Genomic DNA, 14,960 nt, shown 5'->3' on the forward strand with positions numbered 1-14,960 from the left:
AACACGTTTGAGCTGTTGCGGGTTCCGGAAGGGCGTGGTAAAATAAATCCTGTTGATTCAATACACACGCTACCCGATTTCTGGGGCGGGTGCCTGCGGGTCCCCCAGAATAATGACGGGAGCGGCGGTAAAAAACCCTGGCGGAAGGAGGTGGAAATGTGGCGGTTGTTTCTATGAAGCAGTTGCTCGAGGCGGGGGTGCATTTTGGGCACCAGACACGGCGCTGGAACCCCAAGATGGCACCTTATATTTTTATGGACCGCAACGGCATTTATATTATCGACCTGCAGAAAACGGTCAAAAAGATCGAGGAAGCCTATAATTTTGTTAAGGAGCTTGCGGCCAACGGGGGGATAGTTCTCTTTGTAGGCACGAAAAAACAGGCCCAGCAATCGATTCAGGAAGAGGCTGAGCGTTGCGGTATGTTTTACGTCAACCAGCGGTGGCTGGGTGGGATGCTCACGAACTTCCAGACGATCAGGCGGCGTGTTGAGCGGCTGCACGAACTCGAGCGACTCATCGAGAGCGGTCAGCTCGAGCTGCGGACCAAGAAAGAGGCGGCCGAGCTTCTGCGCGAGAAAGAAAAGCTGCAGAAGTACTTGGGCGGGATCAAGAACATGCGGCGGCTGCCCGATGCGCTTTTCGTGGTGGACCCGCGGAAAGAGCGGATTGCCGTGGCCGAGGCCCGCAAGTTGCGCATCCCGGTCGTGGCAATTGTCGATACGAACTGCGATCCGGACCTGATCGATTACGTGATACCGGGCAACGACGACGCGATCCGGGCGGTTCGCCTCATTACGAGTAAAATAGCCGACGCGGTGATCGAAGGCCGCGAAGGGGTTGTTGTTCCGCCGGTGGAGGAGCCGGCGGCAGAAAGCGGAGTGGCCGAGGGGGCCTGAGAGCCCCCTTTTTTATAAAGGCCGGGGCCGTAAGGGCGTATTTTTAAGGTAAGCACTTTTTGGTTATAATCGCCTTGGGAGAGACGTTGGGCAAATTCGAGACTGGCAAGGGGAGGTTAACTAGTAAGTGGAAGTTCCGGCGAAATTAGTAAAAGAGCTCCGTGAGCGGACCGGGGTCGGTATGATGGAGTGTAAGAAGGCGCTGGCCGAAACCGGGTGTGATATTGAGAAGGCGATTGTGTTGCTACGCGAGAGAGGTCTGGCTGCGGCGGCCAAACGCGCCGGACGGGTAGCGGCGGAAGGAATGATCGCTGCGTACATTCACCCGGGGAGCCGCGTGGGCGTGCTTGTTGAGGTTAACTGCGAGACCGATTTTGTGGCGAAGACAGACGACTTTAAAAACTTCGTCCACGACGTGACGCTTCAGATTGCGGCGAGCCGTCCGGAGTACGTCTCCCGTGAGGATGTCCCGCCGGAAGTGATCGACCGGGAAAGGGAAATCCTCCGCGCCCAGGCGCGGGGTGAAGGTAAACCCGAAAGGGTGGTAGAAAAAATAGTGGAAGGCCGCCTGGAGAAGTTTTTCAAGGAGGCCTGCCTTCTTGAGCAGCCCTTTGTTAAGAATCCGGACATCACCGTAAAAGACCTGCTTAACGAGGTCATCGTCCGCACGGGGGAGAATGTGGTAATCAGGCGCTTCACCCGGTACGAGTTAGGGGAAAGCGTAAAGTAAGGCGCAAGACTGCCTCCCGTTGCGGCGTGCGACTCTCGGAAAATACCGGAGGCCGATTAGACCTCGTAAGTAAGAACTTATGAACAACGGAAATGGGGGATGGCAGTGCTTACCCCAAAGTACAGGCGGGTAGTAGTTAAGATCAGTGGTGAAGCACTCGCGGGTGACCAGGGATACGGAATTGACCCGGAAATGGCTGCCTTTGTGGCCCGGGAGATTAAGGATGTGATCCAGCAGTTCAGGGTTGAGGTAGCGGTGGTGGTTGGTGGTGGAAATATCTGGCGCGGCATCGCCGGAAGCGCAAAGGGGATGGACCGGGCAACGGCTGATTACATGGGGATGTTGGCCACCACCATCAACGCCCTAGCCTTACAGGACGCGCTTGAGAAGGCCGGGGTTGATACCCGGGTCCAGACGGCGATCGAGATGCGGGCGATCGCTGAGCCCTATATCCGACGGCGGGCGATCCGCCACCTCCAGAAAGGACGCGTGGTAATTTTTGCTGCGGGAACGGGTAGCCCCTATTTTTCTACGGATACGACGGCGGCGCTACGGGCGGCCGAGGTTGAGGCCGATGCTATCCTGATGGCGAAACGGGGTGTAGATGGGGTCTACGATGATAATCCAAGGAGGAACCCCCAGGCGCAGAAGTTTGAATCCTTGACCTATATCGAAATGCTTAACCGGGGCCTCGGCGTGATGGACGCTACTGCCGCCTCACTCTGCATGGATAACAACATTCCAGTTATTGTTTTCAACGTTCGGGAGAAAGGAAATATCCGGCGCGCGATCCTCGGTGAGAAGATAGGAACTTATATAGGGAGTGATGCAGCGTGCGTGAACTCGTAACCCAGGCTGAAGACCTGATGAAAAAAGCGGTGGAGCATTTACGGAAAGAGTTGCTCGCCGTGCGGACGAGTCGGGCAACGCCTGCGCTCCTCGACAAGGTGATGGTTAACTATTACGGAACCCCGACTCCGGTGAACCAGCTGGCCACTATCAGCGTTCCCGAACCACGGCTACTACTTGTCCAACCTTGGGACAAATCGGTCCTTGGTGAGATCGAGCGGGCAATCATGAAGTCCGACCTTGGCCTCACCCCGATGAACGACGGGACAGTTATCCGCCTTGTCTTGCCACAACTTACCCAGGAGCGGCGCCAGGAATTAGTAAAGGTGGTCCGCAAAAAGGCTGAAGAAGGCCGGGTTGCGGTCCGGAATATTCGCCGCGAGATTAACGATGACCTCAAGGCCCGGCAGAAAGAGGGAGGTTTTTCGGAGGACGAGCTGAAAAGACTCCAGGGCGAGGTTCAAAAATTGACGGATAAATATATAAAGAAAATAGACGATCTCCTTGCCGCTAAAGAAAAGGAGATCATGGAAGTGTAGCTTGGTGTTTGAAGAATTGCTAGGTCGTGAATTGGACGAGGCGCTGGTACATCTCAAGGAGGCCGGTTTTTGCCCGGAGGTGAAGGTCACGGTAGCGCCGAAGGGCCAGGCTGCGGGAAGGCAGCGCGTGGTTCGGCTACGGCTGCTTCCGGAGGAGAAGGTAGAGCTGCTTGTTGTTTATGACGCTATTTCCTTCCCAGGGAACGTAGATTGTTGGGGGGGGCAGTCTGATGCTGAGCCGGATCGCCAACCGGCGAAAGACGCCGGAACAAGACTTACCATGTGATGAGACCGCCCTTAGAGCAATGCTTAACCCTGCGCGTTTGCCTAGGCACGTTGCCGTTATTATGGACGGAAACGGGCGCTGGGCGGTAAAACGGGGCCTGCCGCGTAGCGTCGGCCACCGGGCAGGGGTAAAGTCGCTGCGCGAAGTGGTTCGCCTGACGGGTGAGCTCGGGATCGGTATATTGTCGGCCTACGCTTTTTCAACGGAGAATTGGCGCCGGCCGTCTGAGGAAGTTTCGTTTCTAATGGAGCTTTTCGTCGAGTACGCCGAACGGGAGCTGACGGAATTGCAGCGGAATAAGGTCCGGGTTAAGGTTATTGGCCGGGTTGAGGGGCTACCGGAACGCGTGCGGGAAGCGATCGCGCTGTTAGAGCGGGAGACACTGAAAGGGGAGCGTTTGCTTCTCAATTTAGCCGTGAACTACGGGGCCCGGTGGGAAATTGTTGACGCTGTCAGGGCGATCGCCCGCAAAGTGAAAGAAGGAGAACTGCAACCGGAGGAGATCGATGAGAAGGTTTTCAGCAGCCACCTTTATACGGCCGGACTTCCCGATCCGGACCTTTTAATCCGGCCGGCAGGCGAAATGCGGGTGAGCAACTTTCTGCTTTGGCAGCTTGCTTACACGGAGTTTTACGTAACACCGGTCTTATGGCCCGATTTTGGGCGGGTGGAATTCTTGCAGGCGCTGGTAAGCTTCCAACAGCGAGAGCGCCGCTTTGGCGGGCTTAACCGTAACCCAGCAAGATAGATAGGTTTTAAGAACTAATGGTTGCCAGGCAAAATGATACCCTTTTGCTGCGGATAATAACCGCTTTAGTCGGCGTACCGGTGCTTCTCCTTGTGGCCTGGAAGGGGGGAGGAGTGCTTCTGCTGGCGGTTGGCGCTCTCTACCTGGCCGGCCTCCGGGAGAACCTGCGCCTCCTGAGTGGGGTAGGGCTCGCTCCCAGTCCGTTGGTTGCTTACCTGATTGCTCTGACGCTGCTTTTGGTCACCTATTTTTATCCTGAGCAATTTCCTGGTGCTCTAGTTTACGCCCTTTTACTGTCCGTTCTCCCGCTGGTCGTTTTCTTCCCGCGTTATTCACCGCCCGAAGCGGGGGTAACCTTTCTGAGCACCAGCTACCTTTCTCTTTTTCTCTATCTCTACTTACTGCGGTATCTTCCCCAAGGGCGGCACTGGCTCCTGTTAGCCTTAGTGGTTACCTGGGTCTTCGATACGGTGGCTTACTTTGCGGGGCGTTATCTCGGGAAGCGACACCTAACGCCGCGTTTGAGCCCGGGTAAAACGGTAGAGGGATTTGCGGCCGGCCTTTTCGCCAGCGCGTTGGTCGCTAGTCTTTTTGCCCGGTGGTTGCCTGTCGGCGCGTTTTCGCTCTTTCTTCTCGGAGCCGCCGCGGGTGTTGCCGCGCAGGTGGGAGATCTGGTCTTCTCGGCGGTGAAACGAGCGGCTGGCCACAAGGATGCCGGGAGGATCATCCCCGGTCACGGGGGGGTACTCGACCGGTTTGACAGTATGCTCCTTACGGCACCGCTCATTTACGTAGCGGCGCGCCTTTTAACGTAACGGAGGAGTAAGATGCCGGAGTGGCTGCGGCGGCTTCTCTTCATAACAGCCGGAGTGTTAGCTTTTACCTTCCTGGCGGCTCTCGGGCTGGTCGTTCTTCGCTATGCGGTAGTGGCGCTACTGCCTTTTATCATTGCCGTTATCTTTGCGGCCTTGATCGAGCCGCTGGTGCGGTTTTTCGGCCGGCGCCTCCCGCGGGGGCTTGCCGTCTTCTGCGCCATGATCGTCTTTTTTGGGGTGGCCGGCGCGCTGGTGACCCTTTTAGTGGCGCACTTAGTCACTGAGCTTGCCGATATTTCGGTACACCTGCCCGGTTACGTCGGCGAGGCCCGGCGTATCCTTACCGACCTGATCGTGAAGGCCAGGGCAGGTTACGGCGCTTTACCGCCAGAGGCGGTGCGCTACCTCGAGAGCGGGATTGAAGCCCTTACCGCGAGCGCGCGGCATTCGCTCGCGGCGCTGATCGGCTCGCTTCTAAGCTTCTTAGGCTCCCTGCCCAGCGCGGCGCTGGTTTTAGTGGTGAGCTTCTTGGCAACCTATTTTATTAGCCGGGACCGGGAGAAGATCGGTAAGCTGTGGGCACGGGCGGTTCCAGCACCGCTCGGCACGCGGATGGCTTTTATGGGCCACGAAGCTGTAGGGGTCTTTTTCGGTTACTGCCGGGCGCAGATAGTCCTGGTAGCCTTGACGGTTATCCTTTCTACGGCCGGGCTTTATATTTTAAAGGTAAAATACGCGCTTAGCCTCGGGCTGGTGATCGGCTTTTTTGATTTGGTTCCGGTCCTAGGACCGAGTACCATTTTTATCCCGTGGATTATAGCCACCTTTTTTGCCGGGGCTAAGGCTTTTAGCCTAAAACTGCTCGTTCTCTACGTTATCGTTTTTGCGGTGCGGCAGCTCTTCGAAGCCAGGATCGTCGCCGTAAGCGTGGGGGCCCACCCGCTCGCGATTATGGTGGGGATGTACGCAGGGCTGAAGCTGCTTGGCGTTGGCGGACTTGTTCTGGGACCCATCGTGGTAGTGCTGCTTCAGGCTGCCTATAGGGCAAGTACCTCGCGCGGCGAGAAGGAAATTATGCGGTGCCGCTAAGCCGGGGGGATATTTTGGCGCGCGGGATCGTTATTCTAGGAAGTACAGGGTCGATCGGGCGGCAGGCGCTCGCCATCATGCAGGAATTTCCCGAAAGGTTTGTGGTACGAGGCCTTGCTGCGGGGCGGAACTGGGAACTGCTCTTGGAACAGACGTGCCGCTTTCAGCCCCAGGCAGTGGCTCTTTTAGAGAAAGAAGACGCGCTGCGCCTCAAGGCAGCCCTGCCGCCGGACGTGAAGACGGCGGTTTACTGGGGGCGCGAGGGTTTGCGTCAGCTGGCCACGCTGCCAGATGCCGCCATCGTCCTAACGGCGGTAACGGGCGCCGCGGGGCTTGAGCCGACCCTGGCCGCTATCGAAGCAGGGAAGGACATTGCTCTGGCCAACAAGGAGACGCTGGTGGCGGCGGGAGAAATAGTGGTGCGCCGCGTGCGGGAAAAGGGCGTGCGGCTCCTGCCGGTAGACAGCGAACATTCGGCGGTCTGGCAGTGCCTCGACGGGCGCGGGGGCGTGGCCGGGATCATCCTTACCGCTTCCGGCGGCCCCTTCCGGGAGTTAGATCATGAGGCTCTAGCGCGGGTGACGCCTGACCAGGCCTTAAAGCACCCGACGTGGCAGATGGGGCCCAAGATCACGGTCGATTCAGCGACCCTGATGAACAAAGGGCTCGAGGTGATTGAGGCGCATTGGCTTTTTGGCGTTCCTTATGATAATATTAGAGTGCTGGTGCACCCGCAGAGCATTGTGCACGGGATGGTCGAGTTTGCGGACGGGAATTTAGTAGCGTGCCTGAGCATCACCGACATGCGGTTGCCGATTCTTTACGCGCTCAGCTATCCGGAACGGTTACCGAATTCCCTGCCGCGGCTCGACTTAGCGGCTGTCGGTAGGCTTACCTTTGAAGAGCCGGATACGGAGCGTTTTCCAGCCCTGCGACTTGCCTATGCTGCGGGGAAAACCGGTGGGACGATGCCGGCAGTCCTCAACGCGGCGAACGAGGTTGCGGTGGCGGCCTTCTTGGCGGGGGAGCTTTCCTTCACCGGAATTGCGGCGGTGGTCGAAAGGGTAATGGCCCGGCACAAGGTGGAGGCGAAGCCGGATCTAGCGACGGTTCTCTCTGCCGACCGGTGGGCGAGGGCGGCGGCGGTTGAAGTGTTGCGGGCGGGGTATCGTTAGTGTAACAGCTCAGGCTGTATTAAGGAGTGGCTTAAATGTTAACCGTTGTTGCCGGGATTGTTGTCTTCGGCATCCTTATTTTTTTTCACGAGGCGGGTCACTACTTGGCTGCGCGCCTCGTCGGTATCGGGGTACACGAGTTCAGCCTCGGCTTTGGGCCGCGTGTCTGGGGGTTTAAGAGGGGCCGCACGGCTTACAACCTGCGCGCGATCCCGTACGGGGGCTACGTCCGGTTGGTGGGTCTCGACCCGCGGGATGAGGAGCGCGACCAGTCCTACAGTTTTGCTCGCAAACCGGTTTTGTACCGCCTGCTAGTGATGGTGGCGGGACCGGGGATGAACTTCGTCCTCGCGGTGGTGGCGCTTGCCCTCGTCTTTTTTATGCAGGGGGTGCCAGTTGCGACCACCCGGGTTGGCGAGGTTTTACCGGGCTATCCGGCGGCAGTAGCCGGTATCGAGCGCGGCGACCGAATAGTAGCGATTGACGGGCGGGCCGTGCACCGGTGGGAAGAGGTGCTGCGCGCCATCGGTACTGCGCCGCACCGCACAAAGGTTCTAACCGTGGAACGCGGCGGCGAGACGATCACCGTGCGGGTGACCCCACGCGTAGATAAAAGTGGTAGGGGCAAAATCGGCCTGGCGCCGGTGGTAGTCCAGCAGCGCCTTTCGCTTTTAAGCGCTTTCCGGGTAGGCGCGGCGTACACCTGGCGCATCACCGTGTTAATTGCTGACTTTCTTGGAAAAATGGTCATCGGCCAGGCCCCGGCGGATGTCGGCGGCCCGGTCCGGGTAATGGTGGAAATCGGGAAAGTGGCGCACTTCGGGGTTTTTCCGCTCATTCAGCTTGTGGCTTTCCTTAGCATCAACCTTGGCTTTTTCAATCTGCTGCCGGTCCCGGCGCTGGATGGGGCTCGCGTGGCCTTTCTTCTCTGGGAAGGGGTGACCCGCCGGCCGGTGGACCCGGAAAAGGAGAGCATCGTGCACTTGGTTGGTTTTGTCTTTCTTATTCTGCTGATGGTTTTGGTTACTTACCGGGACTTCATCCAGCTCTCCAGCGGGCTCGATTAGAAGGGGGAAGGTAATGAGGCGCGTTTCCCGCCCGGTTTGGGTCGGTGGCGTCCAGGTCGGCGGCGGGGCGCCGGTCGTAGTCCAGTCGATGACGAAGACCGACACCCGTGACGTGGCGCGGACGGTGGCGCAGATTGAGGAGCTTGCCTCTTGGGGCTGCGAGCTTATCCGGGTGGCGGTGCCGGATGCGACGGCGGCCACGGCCCTCCGGCGTATCAGGGCCGCGTCCCCTATCCCCGTTATCGCCGATATTCACTTCGACTACCGTCTGGCGCTTGCGGCGCTTGAGGCTGGGGTTGACGGCCTGCGTATTAACCCCGGGAATATCGGTAACCGGGAAAAAGTGCGTCTTATCGTCAACGAGGCGAAAGGACGTGGGGTGCCCATCAGGGTCGGCGTTAACGCGGGTTCGCTGGAGCGGCGGCTGATAGAGAAGCATGGTGGCGTTACGGCCGCGGCCCTGGTAGAAAGCGCGCTGGACCACGTCCGGCTGTTAGAAGAGATGGACTTTACGGCAATTAAGGTTTCGGTGAAAGCAGCCGACGTGCCATTGATGGTTGAAGCTTACCGGCGGCTGGCGGGGGCGGTTGATTACCCGCTCCACGTTGGGGTGACGGCGGCGGGGACGCTGCGGGCCGGGCTGGTTCGCTCGGCGGTAGGTATCGGCATCTTGTTATCCGATGGGATCGGGGACACAATCAGGGTTTCCCTTACGGCACCGCCGCGGTACGAAGTATGGGCTGCCTGGGAGATATTGAAGGCGCTTGGCCTGCGGCGGCGGGGGGTGGAACTTATCTCGTGCCCAACCTGCGGGCGGTGCGAAATCGATCTGGTCACTATCGCTACGGAAGTGGAGGAGCGCCTCCAGAAGGTTAGCGTGCCGCTCAAAGTGGCCGTGATGGGGTGCGTAGTAAACGGTCCGGGAGAGGCCCGGGAGGCGGATGTGGGCATCGCGGGGGGGAAAGGCGTAGGGCTCCTCTTCCGCAAGGGTGAGCCGTTACGGACGGTCCCGGAGGCCCAGCTTGTGGCGGAGCTGCTGCGGGAAATTCGAAATATGGGGATAGAAGATATCTGATCTTGATTATATCTGTGGGAGGTAAAAAGTTGCGGGCTTCACAGCTTTTCATCCCGACGATGCGGGAAGTTCCGGCTGAGGCGGAGGTGGTAAGCCACCAGTTGCTCCTGCGGGCCGGCTTTATCCGGAAGGTGGCGGCGGGTATTTATCATTTTTTACCGCTGGCACAGCGGGTTTTGCACAAGATCACGGCGATTATCAGGGAAGAGGTGGACCGGGCCGGGGGCCAGGAGATTCTGATGCCTATCATCCAGCCGGCGGAGCTGTGGCACCAGTCCAACCGTTGGAATGTTTATGGTCCAGAGCTTTTCCGGCTCCGCGACCGGCACGAACGTGACTTCTGTCTTGGGCCCACCCACGAAGAGATGGTAACCGCTCTCGTGGCGAGCGAGGTGCGCTCTTACCGGCAGTTGCCGCTTCTCCTTTACCAGATTCAGAATAAATACCGTGACGAACGCCGCCCCCGCTTCGGGCTCCTGCGGGGCCGGGAGTTTATCATGAAAGACCTTTACTCCTTCGACCGGGACGAGGCTGGCCTCGACCTAAGTTACTGGAAGATGTTCGAGGCCTACACCCGGATTTTTACCCGCATGGGGCTCCGCTTCCGGGCGGTAGAAGCCGACACGGGCGCCATCGGCGGGAACGCAAGCCATGAGTTCATGGTCCTGGCTGATTCCGGGGAGGCGGTCGTGGTTTACTGCCCGGATGAGGCTTGCGGCTACGCCGCGAACGCGGAGAAGGCCGAGAGCCTTCTTGTGCCTTATGAGGGAGGGGATGAGGGGCCCCTCGAGTTGGTGGCGACCCCGGGCAGGCGCACGGTCGAAGAGGTGACGGCCTTTTTGGGCCTTCCCGCGCAGCGCCTCATCAAGACCCTGATCTACAGGACGGAGCGGGGGCTGGTGGCAGCGCTCGTCCGCGGGGACAGAGAGGTAAATGAAATTAAATTACAGAACCATTTAGGGGTGCTGTCGCTGGAGCTCGCGGACGAGGCGGCGATTGAGGCTGCCACCGGGGCACCGGTCGGCTTTGCCGGGCCGGTCAATCTCGCCCTGCCGCTGGTAGTTGACCGGGAGGTGGCCAATCTTAAGGCGGCGGTGGCCGGGGCTAATAAGGCTGGCGCGCACTACGTGAACGTCTGCCCCGGGCGCGATTTTCCGGTGGCCGATGTAGCGGACATCAGGCTGGTTTCTTCGGGTGACCCGTGCCCACGGTGCGGCGCGGCCATGCAAAGCGTCAGAGGTATCGAGGTGGGCCAGGTATTCAAATTAGGGGAAAAGTACAGCCGCCTGATGGGTGCTTACTACCTGGACGAGCAGGGGGTAAAACGCCCCATGGTGATGGGCTGTTACGGCATCGGCGTCTCGCGGACCATGGCGGCGGTGGTTGAACAGAATCACGATGCGGACGGGATCGTTTGGCCGGCGTCGATAGCGCCTTTTCACGTCGTTGTGTTGCCCGTCAACTCCCAGGACGCCAGGCAGGTGACCGCTGCGGAAGGGGTTTACCGGACCCTGAGCGGTGCGGGGCTGGAGGTTGTTCTTGATGACCGGGACGAGCGGCCCGGGGTAAAGTTTAAGGATGCTGATCTCATTGGCTATCCGGTCAGGGTTACTGCCGGGCGTCACGTGGCCGAGGGAAAGGTGGAGGTTCGGAGCAGGCGGACGGGGGAAACCTTATTAGTAGCCGAAACTGAAATTGTAGCGGCGGTCCAACGTTTCTTGCGCAAGGGGAGCAGGGAATAACCAGTGTTTGAACTAACAGTTGAAACCTCCTTCGCTGCGGCCCACCAACTTGAGGGGCATCCCTCACCCTGCGGGCAGCTGCACGGGCACAACTGGGTGGTTGCCCTCACGGTGGCGGGTGAGGAACTGGCTCCCTCGGGAATGGTGGTCGATTTTAAGGTGCTCAAAGGGGTGCTCCAGGAGGTGGTCGCAGAGCTTGACCACCGTTACCTCAACGAGCTACCCTTCTTCCGCAACGGAGCGCCACCTACGGCGGAAAACATCGCCCGCTATATCTTTCTGCGGGCGGCGGCGAAACTCCACGGCCAACCCGGCATCTGTATCCGGCAGGTCCGGGTGGCCGAATCCCCTTCGGCATGGGTGGTTTACCGGCCATGAAAAGTGTAATCCTGCTTTCTGGCGGGCTTGACTCCGCGGTCTGCCTCGGCTACGCTGTCCGCGATGGCCAGGTGGTTCTGGCCCTTACCTTTGATTACGGCCAGTTAGCGGCCCGGCGCGAAATTGAAGCGGCGGCAGCGCTGGCGGCTCATTACGGGGTAGCGCACCAGGTGGTCGCGCTTCCTTTCTTGGCGGCGATTACGACTACCAGCCTGGTTACCGGGGAGGGTATCCCTGAACCGGAGGTCGCCCGACTTGATGACCAGGAGGAGGCTACGGCGCGGGCGGCCCGTGTTTGGGTGCCCAACCGCAACGGGATTTTTCTCAATATTGCGGCGGCCTTTGCGGAGCATTTAGGTGCAGCGGCGGTGGTGGCGGGCTTTAACCGCGAGGAAGCGGCAGCCTTTCCCGACAACAGCGCCACCTTTGTGGCGACGGCGACGAAGGCACTGCGTTACTCGACGCGCGGCCGCGTCCGCGTGGTGAGTTATACCCAGCAGCTTACGAAGGTAGAAATTGTGGAACTTGGCAGACGCCTCGGCGTACCTCTGAAGCTTATCTGGAGTTGCTACCGTGGCGGGGAGACGATGTGCGGCCGCTGCGAGAGTTGCCAGCGCTTTTTGCGGGCCGTCGCGGCCGCGAAGGTTTAGCTTATGGTACAGACCTTCTTTATTGAGGAGCCCCTTACCTACGACGGTCAGCAGCTGACCTCCCTGTGGGCTTTCCGGCACCTGCGCCTGCAGGGGGACAGCATCGTGGCTTTCCGGGGCGCGTGCCACGTGCGGCAGGAGGCCCTAGTCGACCTGGCCGACCATCTTGACGGTGCGTTCATCTATAGCCCTGATATGCTTCATTTCCTCGCCGAGCACTTTGAAAGCGACCTGGAGAAAGGGGTCCTGCGGCAGCGGCTCCTGGTTACCCTGGCGAAGGAAATCCTGGAGGAGATACTGGGGATTGCGGTCAAGAGGCGGGGCGACGACCTTTTTGTGGCGCAGAAGAAGTTGTCCGTTTCCATCGCCACCGTCACGCCGGTATCGGTGATGATCCACCTTGGCCTGAACGTAAAAACCGAAGGCGTTCCTGTACCGGCGGTTGGTCTCGCTGAGCTGGGGTTGCCCGAGGGTGCCGTGCGCGACTTTGCGGCGCGGCTGCTTGCTGCTTACGCTGCGGAGATGAAGGAGGTCTGGCTCGCCCGGTGCAAGGTCCGCGGGGTGCCGTAGCGGGGGTATCTCTGAGAGAGATCTTCTCGTCCGTTCAGGGCGAGGGGCCGTACGTTGGCTGTCGCCACCTCTTTGTGCGGTTCGCGGGCTGTAACCTTTCCTGCCGTTACTGCGACACTCCCCGGGATATTCCCGTAAGCTGCAGGGTTCAGGTGCGGCCCGGGAGACACGAGGTCGTGAAAATACCTAATCCGCTGACCCCGGAAGAGGTGGCGGTTTTGGCTGCCGGCCTTGATTTAAGCCGGCACCACGCGGTGAGTCTGACGGGGGGCGAGCCGCTTCTTTATCCCGAATTTTTACGGGAACTTATTCCCCTGCTGCGCGGCGCACGCCGGGGTATCTATCTGGAAACCAACGGGACGTTACCGGCGGCGCTGGCGGCGGTTGTGGATCTGGTTGACTTGGTGGCGATGGATGTCAAACTCCCGAGCGCGACGGGAATGGCGCCACTCTGGGAAAAGCACCGGGAATTCTTACGGGTTGCCCACGGCCGGGAGGTTATCGTTAAAGCAGTCGTCATTAGGGGGACGCCGCTGGCGGAAGTGATTACGGCTGCCGAACTGGCCGGAGCCGTCGGGGCGACGCTGGTGTTGCAGCCGGTGACCGCGAGCGACTGCGCGCTGCGACCGTCGCCGGCGGAACTGCTCCGGCTTCAGACGGAGGCGTTAGGTATAGCCCGGGACGTGCGGGTTATCCCGCAGGTACACCGGTTTTGCGGTATGTGGTAGTGTGCGGCGGAGGGAGAGGGAGAGGTGTTTGACCGGGAAAAGATAGAGCGGGCGGTGCGCATGATCCTGGAGGCGATCGGCGAGGATCCAGACCGGGAGGGGTTGAAAGAAACGCCAGCCCGGGTGGCGCGGATGTACGAAGAGATATTTGTGGGCCTCGGGGAAGATCCGGCCGACCACCTGGAAAAGTACTTTAACGTTGAGCACGAAGAAATGGTGCTGGTGCGGGATATCCCGGTCTATTCTGTTTGCGAGCACCACTTGCTCCCTTTTTTCGGGGTGGCCCACGTAGCTTACATCCCGCGCACGGGGAGCATTACAGGCTTGAGTAAGCTCGCTAGGGTGGTCGAGGGTTTTGCGCGTCGCCCCCAGTTGCAAGAACGATTGACCGGTCAGGTGGCGGATGCTATAATGGAAAGGCTCCACCCGCGCGGCGTATTAGTAGTTATTGAGGCGGAGCACATGTGCATGACGATGCGCGGGGTCAAAAAGCCAGGAGCAAAAACCGTGACTTCGGCAGTGCGGGGCATTTTCCAGCAGAACCCAGCGACGCGGGCGGAGGCCTTCGCGCTGATTAAGGGAAGTTTAAAATAACGCCCGCACACCGTATGGCAGGTGAGAAGTTATGAAAGAAGAAGAGATGCCGAAGCTTACGCTTATTGCCACCCGTTCATTTAAAGAGTGCGGGGAGCTCTACCGGGTGGTCGACTTTTTAAATAAAACCCTGAAAGAAAGGCGTGTCCTTTTCGGCCTTACGAAAGATAGCGCTAAAGGCGAAATGACGATTTCGATTTACGAAACGTAAAGTATTTGTAGGAGAGGGAGCGGAACCAGTTTGCGGATCCTTTTGACTAACGACGACGGCATTTTTGCCGAAGGTATCAGTCTTCTCCGGAAAGCCCTGGAGAAAACGGCGGAAGTATACGTTATCGCTCCGGACAGGGAGCGGAGCGCCACGGGGCATTCGATTACTGTTCACCGGCCGCTTCGGGTGCGGGAGGCCGGTTTTCGGAGCCCGCGGGTGCGGGGCTGGGTGGTTGACGGTACGCCTGCCGATTGCGTAAAGCTGGGCTTAGAGGCCCTCTTACCGGAGAAACCTGACCTCCTGATTGCAGGGATCAATCTGGGCCCCAACGTAGGGACTGATGTGCTGTACTCCGGTACCGTTTCGGCGGCGGTAGAAGGGATTATCAACAGCATCCCCTCACTGGCTGTATCCTTGGCGACGCACCAGGAGCCTGATTTTTCCTGGGCGGTGCGTTTTGTGGTCAGTTTTCTCCCTGAGTTTACCCGGCAGGTGGTGCCGACCGGGACGCTACTCAACATTAACGTGCCGCCAGGCGTTCCGCGCGGGGTGAAGGTGACTAAGTTAGGCAACATCCGCTACGTTAACGTGATCGATATGCGAACTGACCCGCGCGGGCGGGCCTATTTCTGGATGGCGGGGGAGCCGCTTGACCTTAACGGCAACGACCCGGATACAGACGTGCGGGCGGTTAAAGACGGCTTTATCTCGATAACGCCGGTCCAAATTGATTTAACCGACTATTTGTTTATGGAAAAACTAAAAAATTGGTCGCTACCCTGGTCGCGGGAGGAGCTTTTACGGGAGTACCTGCC

General features: G+C 59.2%; 19 protein-coding genes. All 19 read left to right on the forward strand.

What is annotated here, in order from left to right; all coding sequences use genetic code 11:
- Positions 1–158: 158 nt before the first annotated feature.
- On the forward strand, positions 159–899 hold the full coding sequence (gene rpsB, locus ACUVTA_RS04960; RefSeq protein WP_445951866.1) for a 30S ribosomal protein S2: 741 nt from the start codon (positions 159–161) through the stop codon (positions 897–899).
- A 127-nt stretch (positions 900–1,026) separates the two neighbouring features.
- Positions 1,027–1,629 carry a translation elongation factor Ts gene (gene tsf / locus ACUVTA_RS04965; RefSeq protein ID WP_445951867.1) on the forward strand — a complete coding sequence of 201 codons (603 nt, stop codon included), beginning with the start codon at positions 1,027–1,029 and terminating at the stop codon, positions 1,627–1,629.
- A 99-nt stretch (positions 1,630–1,728) separates the two neighbouring features.
- Positions 1,729–2,478 (forward strand): UMP kinase, encoded by a 750-nt coding sequence (gene pyrH, locus ACUVTA_RS04970; RefSeq protein ID WP_445951868.1) that lies wholly within the window; start codon positions 1,729–1,731, stop codon positions 2,476–2,478.
- A gap of 17 nt (positions 2,479–2,495) precedes the next feature.
- Positions 2,496–3,017 carry a ribosome recycling factor gene (gene frr / locus ACUVTA_RS04975; RefSeq protein ID WP_445951883.1) on the forward strand — a complete coding sequence of 174 codons (522 nt, stop codon included), beginning with the start codon at positions 2,496–2,498 and terminating at the stop codon, positions 3,015–3,017.
- A gap of 4 nt (positions 3,018–3,021) precedes the next feature.
- Positions 3,022–3,303 (forward strand): hypothetical protein, encoded by a 282-nt coding sequence (locus tag ACUVTA_RS04980; protein ID WP_445951869.1) that lies wholly within the window; start codon positions 3,022–3,024, stop codon positions 3,301–3,303.
- A 19-nt stretch (positions 3,304–3,322) separates the two neighbouring features.
- Positions 3,323–4,051, forward strand: a complete 729-nt coding sequence (locus ACUVTA_RS04985; protein WP_445951884.1) for an isoprenyl transferase — start codon at positions 3,323–3,325, stop codon at positions 4,049–4,051.
- Between the two features lie 44 nt (positions 4,052–4,095).
- A complete protein-coding gene (locus ACUVTA_RS04990) occupies positions 4,096–4,866 on the forward strand; it encodes a phosphatidate cytidylyltransferase (protein WP_445951870.1) in 771 nt (256 codons plus the stop codon).
- Between the two features lie 12 nt (positions 4,867–4,878).
- Positions 4,879–5,955: a sporulation integral membrane protein YtvI gene (gene ytvI / locus ACUVTA_RS04995; RefSeq protein ID WP_445951871.1), complete on the forward strand. Its 1,077-nt coding sequence runs from the start codon at positions 4,879–4,881 to the stop codon at positions 5,953–5,955.
- Positions 5,956–5,969: 14 nt separating this feature from the next.
- A complete protein-coding gene (locus tag ACUVTA_RS05000; protein WP_445951872.1) occupies positions 5,970–7,130 on the forward strand; it encodes a 1-deoxy-D-xylulose-5-phosphate reductoisomerase in 1,161 nt (386 codons plus the stop codon).
- A gap of 35 nt (positions 7,131–7,165) precedes the next feature.
- Positions 7,166–8,197 carry an RIP metalloprotease RseP gene (rseP, locus tag ACUVTA_RS05005; protein ID WP_445951873.1) on the forward strand — a complete coding sequence of 344 codons (1,032 nt, stop codon included), beginning with the start codon at positions 7,166–7,168 and terminating at the stop codon, positions 8,195–8,197.
- A 13-nt stretch (positions 8,198–8,210) separates the two neighbouring features.
- On the forward strand, positions 8,211–9,272 hold the full coding sequence (ispG, locus tag ACUVTA_RS05010; protein ID WP_445951874.1) for a flavodoxin-dependent (E)-4-hydroxy-3-methylbut-2-enyl-diphosphate synthase: 1,062 nt from the start codon (positions 8,211–8,213) through the stop codon (positions 9,270–9,272).
- A gap of 29 nt (positions 9,273–9,301) precedes the next feature.
- Complete coding sequence (locus tag ACUVTA_RS05015; protein ID WP_445951875.1) at positions 9,302–11,014, forward strand: proline--tRNA ligase; 1,713 nt, start codon at positions 9,302–9,304, stop codon at positions 11,012–11,014.
- Between the two features lie 3 nt (positions 11,015–11,017).
- A complete protein-coding gene (gene queD / locus ACUVTA_RS05020) occupies positions 11,018–11,392 on the forward strand; it encodes a 6-carboxytetrahydropterin synthase QueD (protein WP_445951876.1) in 375 nt (124 codons plus the stop codon).
- On the forward strand, positions 11,389–12,042 hold the full coding sequence (gene queC / locus ACUVTA_RS05025; RefSeq protein ID WP_445951877.1) for a 7-cyano-7-deazaguanine synthase QueC: 654 nt from the start codon (positions 11,389–11,391) through the stop codon (positions 12,040–12,042). The genes queD and queC overlap by 4 nt, the downstream gene beginning before the upstream one ends.
- A 3-nt stretch (positions 12,043–12,045) precedes the next feature.
- Positions 12,046–12,612 (forward strand): DUF366 family protein, encoded by a 567-nt coding sequence (locus ACUVTA_RS05030; RefSeq protein WP_445951878.1) that lies wholly within the window; start codon positions 12,046–12,048, stop codon positions 12,610–12,612.
- Entirely contained in the window at positions 12,588–13,340 is a 753-nt protein-coding gene (locus ACUVTA_RS05035) for a 7-carboxy-7-deazaguanine synthase QueE (RefSeq protein ID WP_445951879.1), read from the forward strand. Before ACUVTA_RS05030 ends, ACUVTA_RS05035 begins: the two co-directional genes overlap by 25 nt.
- A 24-nt stretch (positions 13,341–13,364) precedes the next feature.
- Positions 13,365–13,934, forward strand: coding sequence for a GTP cyclohydrolase I FolE (folE, locus tag ACUVTA_RS05040; protein WP_445951880.1), 570 nt, complete (start codon positions 13,365–13,367; stop codon positions 13,932–13,934).
- A gap of 31 nt (positions 13,935–13,965) precedes the next feature.
- Positions 13,966–14,145: a YpmA family protein gene (locus tag ACUVTA_RS05045; protein ID WP_445951881.1), complete on the forward strand. Its 180-nt coding sequence runs from the start codon at positions 13,966–13,968 to the stop codon at positions 14,143–14,145.
- Positions 14,146–14,175: 30 nt separating this feature from the next.
- On the forward strand, positions 14,176–14,960 hold a 785-nt coding region (gene surE / locus ACUVTA_RS05050; RefSeq protein ID WP_445951882.1), incomplete at its 3' end, for a 5'/3'-nucleotidase SurE.

The organism is Thermodesulfitimonas sp., assembly GCF_052743955.1.